Consider the following 13,071-nt stretch of genomic DNA (forward strand, 5'->3'; position numbering starts at 1 on the left):
GCGGGAGCGCCGGAGGTCAGAGCCCCTCGACCGCCGGAACGAGGTCCGCGTCGACCACGATCGGCGCGTGGTCGGAGGGGCCCTTGCCCTTGCGGGCCTCCCGGTCGACGTACGCCGAGCGGACCGCGCGGCTGAACGGCGCGGAGGCGTACACCAGGTCGATTCTCATGCCCTTGTTCTGGTGGAACATCCCGGCGCGGTAGTCCCAGTACGTGAAGGGGTGCGGCCCCTTCATGGGCGTCGGCACCACGTCGTTGAGGCCCAGGTCGCGCAGCGCGGCGAGGGCGGCCCGTTCGGCCGGGGTGACGTGCGTGGAGTGGGTGAACACCGCCGGGTCCCAGACGTCGGCGTCGGTCGGGGCGACGTTGAAGTCACCGCAGACGGCCAGCGGCCGGCCGCCGGCCAGCTCCGCCTCCAGCGCGTCGCGCAGCGCCGCGAACCAGGCGAGCTTGTACGCGTAGTGCGGGTCGTCGGGCGCGCGCCCGTTGGGGACGTACACCGACCAGACCCGCACCCCGTCGCAGGTGGCGGAGATGGCCCGAGCCTCCGGCTCGGGAAAGCCCGGCTCGCCCGCGAAGCCGACGCGGACGTCGTCGAGGCCGACCCGGGACAGGATCGCGACCCCGTTCCAGCGGCCGTCACTGTGGCTGGCCACCGTGTAGCCCAGCTCGCCCACCTCGGCCACCGGGAACGCGCCGTCGGGGCACTTCGTCTCCTGCAGGCAGACGACGTCGGGACCGGTGTCGGCCAGCCATTCCAGCAGCCGGGGGAGCCGGGCCTTCACCGAGTTCACGTTCCAGGTCGCCAGGCGCATACGTCCACCCTGCCGTATCCGCCGCCCCGACGCCGCCTCACACAGGTGCCGGGTCGCCGGCACGCCGCCGGATCAGCTCCCGGGAGTGTCGCCGGGGCGGGTCTGTTCGGCCAGGAACCGTTCCAGCTCCGCGCCGAGTTCGTCGGCGGTGGGTAGCGGGCCGGCGTCCGGGGCGAGAAGGCTCCGCTCGCCGCGTCCTCGGGCGAACGCGTCGTACTGCTCCTCCAGGGCTTGGACCAGCGCGGCGGCGTCCTCGGTCTGGGCGACCTGCCGGTCGATCTCCACCCGGACCACCTCGGCGGCCGAGCGCAGGCCGTCGCCGGGCAGCAGCAGCCCGGTGCTGCGGGACACGGCGCTCAGCAGCACCTCGGCGGCGGCCGGGTACTCGGTCTGCGCCACGTAGTGCGGCACGTGGGCGGCGAAGCCGAGCGCGTCGCGGCCCTGCTCGCCGAGGCGGAACTCCAGCAGATGGCCGACGCTGCCGGGCACCTGAACCCGTTGCAGCCACGGCTCGTACCCGCTGATCAGCTCGGGACGGGTGGCGTGGGCCGTCACCCCGGTCGGCCGGGTGTGCGGGACCGCCATCGGGATCGAGTTGAGCCCGACGGTGAGCCGTACGTCGAGCCGGGCGGCGAGCCCCGCGACGGCGGCGGTGAACCGCTCCCACTGCAGGTCCGGCTCGGGGCCGGTGAGCAGCAGGAAGGGCGTCTCGTCGTCGTCGTGCAGCAGGTGCAGCTCCAGCTCCGGCGCGTCGAAGCTCTCCCAGTGGTCCTCGTTGAAGGTCATCACCGGTCGCCGGGAGCGGTAGTCGAAGAGCTGGTCCACGTCGAAGGTGGCGATCGGCCGACCCTCGAGCGAGGTGAGCAGTTGCTCGCGGGCCAGCCGGCTGGCGTTGCCGGCGTCCACGAACCCGGTGAGGGCCTGAATCAGGACCGGCTGCCCGAGGTCGGGCAGATCGTCGGTGAGCTGGTAGAGCTCGTGTGGGTCGAGCACCGGTGCGGACCTCCCTGGAATGTGCCTGTTCGGGTGCCGTCGCGACGGACAGCACTCGGTTCGGGCAACGTACCCGCCATCCTGGCGCATTCCTGCGTCGGGCGATCCGTCGCCCGCCCGGTGGGCACGATCGGACGAACCACCCGATTCCGCCGATCGGCCGATGGGCGGTTCGGCCCAAAGGCCGAGTTTGTCGATCATGTCGGGTCGCGCGGACCGATGTCCATCTCTGTCGCGGTCCGTGCCGGCCTGTACGCCCCGCCGCTTTCCTGAGGTACGCGAGGTTCGTTCCCCGGGCGGGTCGAGCCGCCCCGGTCGTCCACCGGTGACACCCGTTTCTGTGGCGATGACCACGTGATCACCGTGCGTGATCGGGGCTTCGGTCTGCCTAGCCTCGGCTGATGCGTGACGACGGCACCCTCGACGACCCGTACGCCCCGAGTAGCCCCACTGCCGAAACAGCGGAAGGCACCTCAGCCGAACGGACAACCGCCGCGAGTCGGCTTCGGGCGTACGCCCGCGACCTGAGCGGCCGACGCCGCGCCCAGGTGGCGCTCGCCACCGGCGTGGTCTGCTGCCTCGGTCTGGCCACCGCCGTGCAGGTCCGGGACCAGGACGCCGGCGCGCAGTCGCGCGAGAAGACCGCCGGCGTCGAGCTGGCGGAGCGCGCCGAGCAGCAGACCGCATCCCGCGGGCTCGACCGATCGGCGGCCCCGTCCGCCACCCCGTCGACGTCCACCACCCCCGCCGACCCGGACGCCACCCCCCGCGCCCGCAAGGTCGCCCCGGCGAAGCCGACCCGCCCGGCGCCGGTCGCCGGTCTGGACGAGGACCAGATGGAGAACGCCGAGGCGATCGTCCGCGCCGGCCGTAAGATGGGCATCCCGCGCCGTGGCCTGGTCATCGCGGTGGCGACCGCCATGCAGGAGAGCAACCTCTACAACGTCGCCAGCGGCGTCCTGCCGGAGTCGCAGGACTACCCGCACCAGGGCGTCGGCTGGGACCACGACTCGGTCGGGCTGTTCCAGCAGCGCTCCAGCAGCGGCTGGGGTCCGGTCGGTCGGTTGATGGACCCGGAGTTCGCGACCCGGCAGTTCCTCACGGCACTCGAACAGGTGCCCGGCTGGCAGCAGATGCGCCTCACCGATGCCGCGCAGGCGGTGCAGGTCTCCGCGTACCCGGAGTACTACCAGCAGCACGAATGGCGGGCCACCCGGGTCGTCGACGCCATCGTGCCGACGGGGCGGTAGCCTACCGACCACTATGGACGGTGAGGGTTGAGCCTGTCGCGTCCCGGGTACATCCGTTGCGGGTTCGGGGTACACATGACTGAGGGATCACCGACAGGAGGACGTTATGTCTCTGATGCAGCGGATCAGCACTTTCCTGAGATCGCCCAAGGGTCAGCAACTGGTGGACCGGGGCCGGCGCGAGCTGGCCAAGCCGGAGAACCAGCAGAAGCTCAAGGGGTTGGCCACCCGCCTGTCCAACCGCCGTCGCTGACCGCGCCACCGGCCGTCCTGCCCGTACCCACCCCTGGGGAGACCCGGTGACCGACACCCCGCCCACCGGCGGTCAACCCGCCGCGCCCACCCCCGAGCCGTCGGCCGACCTGCCGGTCGCGCCGCCGGCCACGCCCGAAGGCCCGCCTGCGCGGCTGTGGGACCGGATGCGTGACGATCCGCAGTACGCCCCGGAGCACCTCGCGCTGGAGGCGGTACGCCGACTCGGGCCGGAGGCCGCGCAGTGGGCCGCCCGGGCCCGCAACGACCACCCCGGTGTCTCGTCCGACGTCCTGGCCGACCAGGCGGTCCGCAAGTTCGTCAACCTGGCCCGCCTGTCCGGGGCGGTCTCCGGCGCGGCCGGGCTGCCCGGCGCGGTCCTCGACGTCGGCGTGCTGGCCTGGACCCAGGCGCGGATGGTCCTGCACGTCGCCGCCGCGTACGAGGTCGACCCGCTGCACAGCGACCGGGCCACCGATCTGCTCGTGCTCCAGCGGGTGCACAAGGTCGCCGAGAGCGCCCGCCTGGCGCTCGGGGTGGCCGCCGGCCGGGAACGCGCCGACGCGCTCTTCGGCCTGGGCGGTCAGCGTCCGCTGGGCCGGGTCATGTTGCAGCTCGGCGTCCGGCTCGCCCAGATGGCCGGTGTGCGGGCGGCCAAACGCGTCATCGCGAAGATCGTCCCCGGGGCGGCAATCGTGCTCGGCACCTGGGCCAACTCGTCCGCCACGAAGGACCTGGCCGAGCGCTCGCGGGCGCTCTACGGTCGCCGCGGCACCGCCGTTCCGGAGCCCCGCCACCCCTGATCCGGTCCGCTCGCGCGGGCGGACTCAGTCGGCCAGTCCGGAGGCGCGCCAGGTCACGTCGGCCAGGCGGTCCTGACCGCTGGCGTTGGGGTGGAACCAGTCCAGCGAGTTGAGCAGGTCCAGGGTGAAGCGCACCCGGTGCGCCGCGCCGCCGTCGTGCCGGCAGCGCGAGCCGTACGCCCGGCAGGCCGCCACCAACTGCACGTTGTACGCGTCGATCCGCTCCCGGACGGCGGCCCGGCGGGCCTTGTCGGCGGCCGCGTTCGACGTCGCGTTGGCCAGCAGCGCCGGACAGATGCCCCGCTTCCACGCGCGCGTCGCCCGACCGTCGGTGTGCCCGACCTCCCAGAGTCGGTACAGGTCGGGGATGCTCACCACCAGCACCCGGGCCTTCGGTCGACCGGTGCGCAACGCCCGCAGGCCCCGGTCGACGTCGGTACGGAACGTGGTCACCGGGGTCATCGCGTCCACCCCGCCCCGGCAGATGTCGTTGGCGCCGATCAGCACGGTGACGTAGTCGGCGTGGTCGCGTACCGCTGCCTGGGCCTGGCCTTCCAGGGCGTCGGCGCGGGCGCCGGGCCGTGCGTGGTTGTACGCCCGGCCACGGATCGCGGAGTCCTGGTCGAGCAGTCGCCGGTAGTGACTGTGTACCCGCAGACCGTCCCCGGTGGACCACGAGTTGCGTTCGCAGGAGGTGAGGACCAGGCAGGAGGCGAAGCCGGTGCTGATCGAGTCGCCGAGCGCGGCGATGCCGCCGGGGCCGCCGGACGACGGCGCGCTCCTGGTGGGGCGCGGCGCCGCCGATGTGCCACCCTCACAGGCCAGCGCCACCAGTGCGGCGAGGCAGGCCAGGGCGGCGATCCAGCGTCGAGGCATGACATCCCCTGTCTCGCAGCACAGAGCGACAGCGCGGTAACTCTATGCGCTGGACCCGGTTGGGCGGGAAGTTGCTGTCGGGTATGCGGCGAAGAGGCCTCGGACCTGCCGTCGGGATGCTATAAGTGCCGCCGCGCGTGGAGTCGTCGGCCACCGGTTAACACCCCCGATCGCGGGTAGATCGTGGGGTATGACGAGATCGCAGCCCCGGCGCGCCCGTGGCACGGTCGGGCACGCGTACAGCGCCCTCAACCTGCGGCTCACCCTCGCCAGCTTCGGACTGGTGATCATGGTGATCTTCGCGGTGCTGGCGTTCTGGGTCGGGATCGCCTGGCTCGGCGTGCTCTGCGCGATCCTCGCGGTGGTCGCCGTGGTCGATCTGGTCGTGATCCAACGCCGCCGCGCCGCCCGCCGCCGCGAGGAGCCGGGCGTACGACACTCGCTGTTCGAGTGACAGGAGAAGCGAAATGCCGCACATCGCCACCACCAACCCCGCCACCGGTCAGGTGCTCAAGACCTACGAGGCGATGTCCACCGAACAGATCGACGCCGCCATCGAGCGCACCGATCTCGCGTACCGGCAGCTGCGCGGCACAGGCGTCGAGGAGCGCGCCCGGTGGATGAACGCCGCCGCCGACCTCCTCGACGCCGAGCGGGACGAGATCGCCCGGATCATGACCACGGAGATGGGCAAGACGTACGCCGCCGCGCAGGCCGAGGTGACCAAGTGCGCCACGGCCGCCCGCTTCTACGCCGACAGGGCCCCGGCGTTCCTCGCCGACGAGCCGGCCGACGCCGCCGCCGTGAAGGCGACCAGGGCGTTCATCCGCTACCAGCCGATCGGCGTGGTGCTCGCCGTGATGCCGTGGAACTTCCCGCTCTGGCAGGTGATGCGCTTCGCCGCCCCGGCGTTGATGGCCGGCAACACCGGCCTGCTCAAGCACGCCTCGAACGTGCCGCAGACCGCGCTGCTGCTGGAGGACGTGTTCCGCCGCGCCGGCTTCCCGGAGGGCGCGTTCACCACCCTGCTGGTCGGCTCGGACGCCGTCGAGCGCATCCTCGCCGACCCCCGGGTACGCGCCGCGACGCTCACCGGCAGTGAGGCGGCCGGGCGGTCGATCGCGCAGATCGCCGGGCGGGAACTCAAGAAGACGGTGCTGGAGCTGGGCGGCAGCGACCCGTTCGTGGTGATGCCCTCGGCGGACCTGGACCGTGCCGCCGAGGTCGCCACCACCGCCCGCTGTCAGAACAACGGCCAGTCCTGCATCGCCGCCAAGCGTTTCATCGTGCACACCGACGTCTTCGACGCGTTCGCCGAGAAGTTCGCCGCGAACATGGCCGCGCTGCGCGTCGGCGACCCGATGGACGGCGACACCGACGTCGGTCCGCTGGCCAGCGAACACGGCCGCGACGAGGTGCACGCCCAGGTGCGCGACGCGGCGGAGAACGGCGCGACGGTGCTCTGCGGCGGTGAGCTGCCCACCGGCGACGGATGGTTCTATCCGCCTACCGTCGTCACCGACCTGACGCCGCAGATGCGGATGTGGTCCGAGGAGGTGTTCGGGCCGGTCGCCGGCCTGTACCGGGTGTCGTCCTACGACGAGGCCATCGAGGTGGCCAACGGCACGAGCTTCGGGCTCGGGTCGAACGCCTGGACCAGGGACGCGGCCGAGCAGGAGCGCTTCGCCACCGACCTGGACGCCGGCAACGTCTTCGTCAACGGCATGACCACCTCGTACCCGGAGCTGCCCTTCGGCGGCGTGAAGAACTCCGGCTACGGACGGGAGCTGTCCGAGCTGGGCATGCGGGAGTTCTGCAACACCAAGACGGTGTGGGTGGGCGAGGGGGCGGCGTCGGCCGGCGCCGGCGCGCACGCCGAGTAACACCTCCGCTTGAAAGGAAGGGCCCCTTATTAGACGCGGAGCGTTAATAAGGGGCCCTTCCTTTCAAGCATCAGCGGGCGTCGTCGTGGGTAGGAGATGCGCCCATGACGACGTTCGGGTTCCACGCCTCCCACGAGCAGATCAACCCCCGCGCCCTGCTGGAAGCGGTGATGCACGCCGAGCGGGCCGGCTTCGACGCCGCCATGTGCTCCGACCACTTCTCGCCGTGGAGCGAGCGGCAGGGTGAGTCCGGCTTCGCCTGGTCCTGGTTGGGCGCGGCCCTGCAGGCCACCGGCATGCCGTTCGGCGTCGTCAACGCCCCCGGCCAGCGGTACCACCCGGCGATCATCGCGCAGGCGATCGGCACCCTCGGCGCGATGTACCCGGGCCGGTTCTGGGCGGCCCTCGGCACCGGCGAGGCCAGCAACGAGCACATCACCGGTGACGTGTGGCCCCGCAAGGACGTCCGTTCCGCCCGGCTGCGCGAGTGCGTGGACGTGATCCGGGCACTGCTGGCCGGTGAGGAGGTCAGCCACGACGGCCTCGTCCGGGTCGACCGGGCCCGGCTGTGGACCCGTCCCGAGGAGCCGCCCGCGCTGGTCGGCGCCGCCGTCAGCGTCGCCACCGCCCGCTGGTGCGCCGAGTGGGCCGACGGCCTGATCACCGTGAACGCGCCCGTTGAGCACCTGCGGGCGATGATCGACGCGTACCGGGACGCCGGTGGCCGGGGACCGCTGCACCTCCAGGTGCACGTCTCCTGGGCGCGGGAGCAGGCACAGGCCGAGGCGATCGCGTACGACCAGTGGCGCAGCAACGTCTTCGCCCCTCCGGTCTGCTGGGACCTGGAGACCGTGGAGCACTTCGACGAGGTGTCCGCCGACGTACCCGCCCAGCGGGTCGCCCAGGTGGTGAACGTCTCGGCGGACCTGGGCCGGCACGTCGGCTGGTTGGAGGAGTACGTGGCGCTCGGCTTCGACCAGATCGCCCTGCACCACGTCGGGCAGGAGCAGCGCGGTTTCATCGACGCGTTCGGCGCCGAGGTGCTGCCGAAGTTGCGTCCGGCCGGCTGATCGGGCGTCGACCACCCGCCCCCTAGGCTCGTACCCCATGGAAAGCCTGTTTCCGGTCGTCGTCTTCCTGGCGATCGCCACCCTGGGCGCGGCCTTGGCCCGCCGGCTGGGCCTGCTCGCGCCGATCCTGCTTGTCGTACTCGGATTGGCCCTGTCCTTCCTTCCGGGCTTCCCGCAGATCCACCTCGAGCCGGAGTTGGTGCTGATCGGCATCCTGCCGCCGTTGCTGTACGTCGCGGCGCTGGAGACGTCGGTGCCGGCGTTCAAGAACAACATCCGGCCGATCCTGCTGCTCGCCGTGGGCCTGGTGCTGTTCACCGCGTTCGCGGTGGGCGTCGTGCTGCATCTGCTGCTGCCGCAGGTGCCGTTCGCGATCTGCCTGGCCCTCGGCGCGGTGGTCGCGCCGCCGGACGCGGTGGCCGCCACCGCGGTCGCCCGCCGCGTCGGGCTGCCCCGCCGGGTGGTCACCATCCTGGAGGGGGAGAGCCTCGTCAACGACGCGACCGCGCTGGTGCTGCTGCGGGTCGCGACCATGGCCACCATCGGTTCGACCGTCGGCACGGCGGACGTGGCCGTGGAGGTGCTGCGCGCGACCGGCGGCGGCATCCTGATCGGCGCGCTCGGGGCGGTCGTCTTCGGCTTCCTGCACCGGCGGATCAGCGACCCGCTGCTGGACAACGCGCTGTCGTTGATCATCCCGTTCGCGGTGGTGTTCACCGCCGAGCACGTGCACGCCTCAGGTGTGGTCGCCGTGGTCGTCACCGGGCTGGCCCTCGGCCACAAGCTGCCGCAACTGCTGTCGGCGGCGTCCCGGTTGCAGACCGGGGCGTTCTGGCGGTTGGTGCGGTTTCTTCTCGAAGGGCTGGTCTTCCTCCTGGTCGGGCTGCAACTGCGGGACGTGCTGCGGAACCTCGACGAGCCGGCCGGCTCCCTCGTCCTGATCACCGTGGCGGTGTTGGCCACCGTCTTCCTGACCCGCTTCGTCTGGCTCTTCCCGGCCACCTACCTGGCCCGGCTGGTCCCTCGGATCCGCCGCCGCGACGCGGCCCCCTCCCCGAAGATCCCGATCATCATCGGCTGGGCCGGGATGCGCGGCGTGGTGACGCTCGCTGCCGCCCTGGCCCTGCCGTTGACGCTGGCCGAGGACGAGCCGTACCCGCGGGCCCTGTTCATCTGGCTGGCCTTCGCGGTGATCGTGGTCACCCTGGTCGGTCAGGGGGCCACCCTCCCGCTGGTCGCCCGCCGCCTGAAACTGCCCCAGGACGACCCCATGCAGGACGCGTTGTCCGCCGCTGGCGTACAGCAGCAGGCCAGCCGGGCAGCGCGGGACCGCCTGGAAGAGCTGGCCGACAGCGCGCCCGCCCCCGTGGTGGACCGGCTGCGCCGGGTGCTGGAGGACCGCACCAACATGGCCTGGGAACGGCTCGGCGGCGACGAGCGGGAAACCCCTTCACAGGCGTACGGTCGGCTGCGACAAGAGATGATCGACGCCGAGCGGGACGTCTTCCGAGCTGCCCGGGACTCCGGTCGCATTCCCGAGGAGGTACTGGTGCAGGCCTACCGTGACCTGGACCTGGAAGAGTCGCTGCTGCGGCAGGAGGTGGAACAGTGAGCTGTCAGCATCTGACCGAGGCCGGCACCGCCGAGCCGCTAACCCCCGACGAGTGCGCCGACTGCGTCGCCATCGGCAACACCTACTGGGTGCACCTGCGTACCTGCCTGAGCTGCGGGCAGGTCGGCTGCTGCGACTCGTCGCCGAACCAGCACGCGAGCAAGCACTTCGCGTCCACCGGTCACCCGGTGATCCGCTCGGCGCAGCCGGGCGAGGCGTGGCGCTGGTGCTTCGTCGACGAGGAGATCGGCTGACGTTCAGTCGAGCCGGCGCACGAGCAACTGCCCCGGCCACGGCTCACGCCCCGACCGGACCACGGTGAACGGTTCGGTCGGGGTGAAGCCGCAGCCCTCGTAGAACCGGACGAGTGCCCGGTCGTCGCCGCCATAGCAGTCCACCCGCAACAATCCCAGCCCGCGTGCCCGCGCCACCTCGGCGGCGTGCTCCAGCAGTCGGGCCCCGATCCTCAGCCCGGCGTGCGCCCGGTCGGTGACCAGCAGCCGGACGTACAGCTCCGGCTCGGTGGCCGGGGGCACGTGTTCGGTGGCGTCACCCACCACCAGCGCGCCGACGACACGGTTGCCCCGCATCGCCAGGTGCAGGCCGCCACTCGTGGCCCACTGATCGGCCCGGGCGATCTGGCCGGGATCGGTGGAGGGCTGCCGCGTGCCCCACTGCCCGGTCCGGCCGCGCTCCACCAGCCAGGCGGTGGCCACGTCGAGCAGCCGCAGCACGGCCGGGGCGTCGTCGGGGCCGCCGGGGCGGATGGTGATGATCGACTGATCGGTCATGCCCGGCATCCTGCTACACCCGGCGGGTGTCCAGCGCCCACCGGGTCAGCGCCGGGATGATCAGACCCGTCACGGCGAACAGCCCGGCGACGGCCAGCCAGCCGGCCGCCCCGCCGTCGATGATGACCAGGGTCAGCAGGGCCGGGGCGACGGCCCGGGCCAGGCCGGCGAGCATCCCGTCCACCCCCTGGTACGCGCCGAGGGCTCCCGATGGGGCGAGATCGTAGGCCAGCCCGGCTCCCGCAGCGGCGTGCCACAGGTCTCCGGCGGTGTAGACGGCCGTGGCGAGCAGGAGGAGTGCGACCGCCGCCGTGGTGGGCAGGGCGACCGTGGTGGCGTACAGCAGCATCGCGGCCGCCAGTACCAGGCCGGCGCGGCGCATCGTCGCCGCCGCGGGGACGGCGGTGTCCGCGCCCCGGCTCAGCCGCACCGCCAGCACGACGGTCAGCAGCGTGTTGGTCAGCAGCACCGCCGACACGACGGGCGGCGGCGCTCCGGCCACGGTCACCGCCCACAGTGGCACGACGAGCGTGAGAACTGTCTGGTGCATAGCGAGCAGCGCCGACGCGCCGCTCACCACGAGGAACCGGCCGTCGCGCAGCGCTCCTCCCCGGCCCAGGACAGCACCGGTCGCGACACGTGGCATCGGCGGGTAGGCCGGCAGTCGCAGCAACAGCGCCGCCGACACCAGGTAGGTGACCGCGTTGCCGACCACCAACAGTTGGTACGCCCGGTGCGTGTCGACGGCCAACGCGAACCCGGCCAGCCCGGCCCCGACGGCGATGCCCAGGTTCGCCACGGCGCGCAGCGTGGCGAAGGCGTGTACCCGCCGCTGCGGACCAGCGACGGCCGCGACCAACGCGGCGCGGACCGCGAGGTTGCCCGAGGCCAACAGCAGTTCGAGCACCGCGACGGCCAGGAAGACCGTGAACGAGTCGACCAGCAGGTACGTCGCCCCCACCGCCGCCTGGAGGACCTGCAGCGCGGCTCGCAGCGTGCGCGGGTCGCGCCGATCCGCCAGGGCGCCGAGCGGCACGCTGGCGGTCAGCCCGACCAGTCCGGCGACGCTGAGCCCGGCACCCACCTGGACGGCGGACAGCCCCACATCCCGGGTGAGATAGAGAGCCGCCCCGGTCAGCCACAGGCCCGCGCCGACCGAGTTCGCCAGGGTCGCGAGCGCGAGAGTGCGCAGTCGCCCCGCCGGTGGTGACGGCGCGACGCCGGTGTCGCCGATGACCGTCATGGTGGCGACGTTAGGCAGGACCTGCGGAGTCGGCAGTCCCGGACGACGCGAGGCTGGTCACACCAGCAGCCCGAGAGCACTTGTCACCACGGCCTGCCGCGGTCGGCCCGGCGCGCCTCGGCCTCCAGGGCTGCCCTGGCGGCAGCTTCGGCAAGCTCCGGGGCGACCTGGTCGAGGACCCGGGTGCCCAGCTTGCGCAGCACGGTCGGCTCGAACTTGCCGGCCCACTCGATGAGGACGCCGACCGCCTTGTCGGCCGTCTCGGCGTCAGCGGCCGTGTGCACCGTCAGGACGGTCTCGCCGATGACCCGCGCCTGCTCGACAGTGATGTCTCCGTTGGCCAGCGCGGCGCGCACCCCGGGCGCTCCGGCATCGAGCGCCCCAGCGACATTGACCAGTCGGCGCGCGGTGGAACCGTCGAGCCGCAGCCGGTCCCGCAACCACACTGCCGTCGACGACGTGCCCTGCGCCCGGGGCGTGCCGCGGCCGTCCACCTCACGCACCAGCGCCAGTTGCACGGCCGCCAAGCGTTGCGCGAGCCGGTGCGCGGCGTCGACGGCCGCGACGAGATCGTGCTCGGGGAGGGCCCACACCGCCGCGTCGAGGCAGTCGGCAACCGCCGCCTCCGCCCGCGCCAACCCTTCCACCACGGGCCGAGGTTAGAACAGGTGTACGACAATTCGGGGCTGGGTCGTGCGTCGAATGCGCCTATGATCATCGATGATCGCAGCGGGACGGGAGAGATGGGTTGATCAAGGCGGTCTTCTTCGATGTGGGCGGGGTGATCCTCGACGAGTCCCGCGAGTTCGCGGCCTGGGCGGACTGGTTCGGCGTCCCGCGGCACACGTTGTCTGCCGTCTTCGGCGCGGTCGTCGCGAGGGGCCTGGACTACCGGGAGACGTTCCGGACCTTCCGGCCCGACTTCGACCTGGAGGTCGAGCTTGCCCGTCGAGCCGCCGCCGGGCAGCCGGAGACGTTCGGCGCGGGGGATCTCTATCCGGACGCGCAAGGGTGCCTCGCCGCCCTGCGCGATCAGGGTCTGCTGGTGGGCCTGGCCGGTAACCAGCCGGCCCATGCCGAGGCGACCCTTCGCTCTCTCGACCTCGAGGTGGACGTGATCGGCACGTCGCACTCCTGGGGCGTGGCGAAGCCGGCGCCGGCCTTCTTCGACCGGGTGGTGGCCGAAGGCGGCGGCGATCCGGCCTCGATCCTGTACGTCGGCGACCGGCCCGACAACGACGCCCGTCCGGCTCGGGAGGCCGGTATGAAGACGTGCCTGATCCGGCGCTCCCCGTGGGGGCACATCCTCGACATGCCAGCCGTGGCCGACCGGTGCCTGTTCCGCATCGACTCGCTGCACGAGCTGCCGGCCCTGATCGCCGCACACAACAGCCGAGCCGACTAGCCGCGCCCAACAGCCGAGCCGACTAGCCGGGCACACCGAGCCGTGCACACCGAGCCGTGCACACCGAGCCGTGCACACC

The 13,071-nt window shown here is 72.4% G+C and carries 15 protein-coding genes; 9 read left to right on the forward strand and 6 right to left on the reverse strand.

Features of this window, described 5'->3' with window-relative positions; translation table 11 throughout:
- Positions 1-16 precede the first annotated feature (16 nt).
- Both AB0J36_RS18345 and AB0J36_RS18350 read right to left on the reverse strand, forming a co-directional pair.
- A complete protein-coding gene (locus AB0J36_RS18345) occupies positions 17-814 on the reverse strand; it encodes an exodeoxyribonuclease III (protein ID WP_357119878.1) in 798 nt (265 codons plus the stop codon).
- Positions 815-886: 72 nt separating this feature from the next.
- On the reverse strand, positions 887-1,807 hold the full coding sequence (locus AB0J36_RS18350) for a PAC2 family protein (RefSeq protein WP_355050254.1): 921 nt from the start codon (positions 1,805-1,807) through the stop codon (positions 887-889).
- A gap of 401 nt (positions 1,808-2,208) precedes the next feature.
- Here AB0J36_RS18350 and AB0J36_RS18355 point away from each other — a divergent pair, with 401 nt between their 5' ends.
- The 3 genes from AB0J36_RS18355 (at position 2,209) to AB0J36_RS18365 (ending at position 4,112) form a co-directional block, all read left to right on the forward strand.
- On the forward strand, positions 2,209-3,057 hold the full coding sequence (locus AB0J36_RS18355) for a peptidase M23 (protein ID WP_357119875.1): 849 nt from the start codon (positions 2,209-2,211) through the stop codon (positions 3,055-3,057).
- 106 nt (positions 3,058-3,163) lie between these two features.
- On the forward strand, positions 3,164-3,310 hold the full coding sequence (locus tag AB0J36_RS18360) for a hypothetical protein (protein WP_355237852.1): 147 nt from the start codon (positions 3,164-3,166) through the stop codon (positions 3,308-3,310).
- Between the two features lie 46 nt (positions 3,311-3,356).
- Entirely contained in the window at positions 3,357-4,112 is a 756-nt protein-coding gene (locus AB0J36_RS18365) for an EcsC family protein (protein ID WP_357119872.1), read from the forward strand.
- A gap of 24 nt (positions 4,113-4,136) precedes the next feature.
- Here the strand turns inward: AB0J36_RS18365 and AB0J36_RS18370 are convergent, their stop codons facing one another.
- The gene (locus tag AB0J36_RS18370; protein ID WP_357393152.1) at positions 4,137-4,988 is read right to left on the reverse strand and encodes a GDSL-type esterase/lipase family protein; all 852 of its coding nucleotides are present in this window, start codon (positions 4,986-4,988) and stop codon (positions 4,137-4,139) included.
- A gap of 190 nt (positions 4,989-5,178) precedes the next feature.
- Here AB0J36_RS18370 and AB0J36_RS18375 point away from each other — a divergent pair, with 190 nt between their 5' ends.
- From AB0J36_RS18375 to AB0J36_RS18395, 5 genes are all read left to right on the forward strand, one after another.
- A complete protein-coding gene (locus tag AB0J36_RS18375; protein ID WP_357119866.1) occupies positions 5,179-5,442 on the forward strand; it encodes a DUF6343 family protein in 264 nt (87 codons plus the stop codon).
- Between the two features lie 13 nt (positions 5,443-5,455).
- Positions 5,456-6,871 (forward strand): NADP-dependent succinic semialdehyde dehydrogenase, encoded by a 1,416-nt coding sequence (locus AB0J36_RS18380; RefSeq protein WP_357393150.1) that lies wholly within the window; start codon positions 5,456-5,458, stop codon positions 6,869-6,871.
- 104 nt (positions 6,872-6,975) lie between these two features.
- On the forward strand, positions 6,976-7,941 hold the full coding sequence (locus AB0J36_RS18385; protein ID WP_357119860.1) for a TIGR03885 family FMN-dependent LLM class oxidoreductase: 966 nt from the start codon (positions 6,976-6,978) through the stop codon (positions 7,939-7,941).
- Positions 7,942-7,978: 37 nt separating this feature from the next.
- The gene (locus tag AB0J36_RS18390) at positions 7,979-9,553 is read left to right on the forward strand and encodes a Na+/H+ antiporter (protein WP_357119857.1); all 1,575 of its coding nucleotides are present in this window, start codon (positions 7,979-7,981) and stop codon (positions 9,551-9,553) included.
- Positions 9,550-9,807, forward strand: coding sequence for a UBP-type zinc finger domain-containing protein (locus AB0J36_RS18395; protein ID WP_357119854.1), 258 nt, complete (start codon positions 9,550-9,552; stop codon positions 9,805-9,807). Before AB0J36_RS18390 ends, AB0J36_RS18395 begins: the two co-directional genes overlap by 4 nt.
- 3 nt (positions 9,808-9,810) lie before the next feature.
- Here the strand turns inward: AB0J36_RS18395 and AB0J36_RS18400 are convergent, their stop codons facing one another.
- The 3 genes from AB0J36_RS18400 to AB0J36_RS18410 form a co-directional block, all read right to left on the reverse strand.
- Positions 9,811-10,344: a GNAT family N-acetyltransferase gene (locus tag AB0J36_RS18400; RefSeq protein ID WP_357393148.1), complete on the reverse strand. Its 534-nt coding sequence runs from the start codon at positions 10,342-10,344 to the stop codon at positions 9,811-9,813.
- Positions 10,345-10,357: 13 nt separating this feature from the next.
- A complete protein-coding gene (locus AB0J36_RS18405; RefSeq protein ID WP_357393146.1) occupies positions 10,358-11,587 on the reverse strand; it encodes an MFS transporter in 1,230 nt (409 codons plus the stop codon).
- An 83-nt stretch (positions 11,588-11,670) separates the two neighbouring features.
- Positions 11,671-12,237, reverse strand: a complete 567-nt coding sequence (locus AB0J36_RS18410) for a DUF222 domain-containing protein (protein WP_357393144.1) — start codon at positions 12,235-12,237, stop codon at positions 11,671-11,673.
- Positions 12,238-12,335: 98 nt separating this feature from the next.
- On the opposite strand from AB0J36_RS18410, the gene AB0J36_RS18415 reads away from it, so the two are divergent.
- Positions 12,336-12,992 carry an HAD family hydrolase gene (locus AB0J36_RS18415; protein ID WP_357393142.1) on the forward strand — a complete coding sequence of 219 codons (657 nt, stop codon included), beginning with the start codon at positions 12,336-12,338 and terminating at the stop codon, positions 12,990-12,992.
- Positions 12,993-13,071 lie beyond the last annotated feature (79 nt).

The organism is Micromonospora sp. NPDC049662 (genome assembly GCF_040675055.1).
Classification (GTDB): domain Bacteria; phylum Actinomycetota; class Actinomycetes; order Mycobacteriales; family Micromonosporaceae; genus Micromonospora.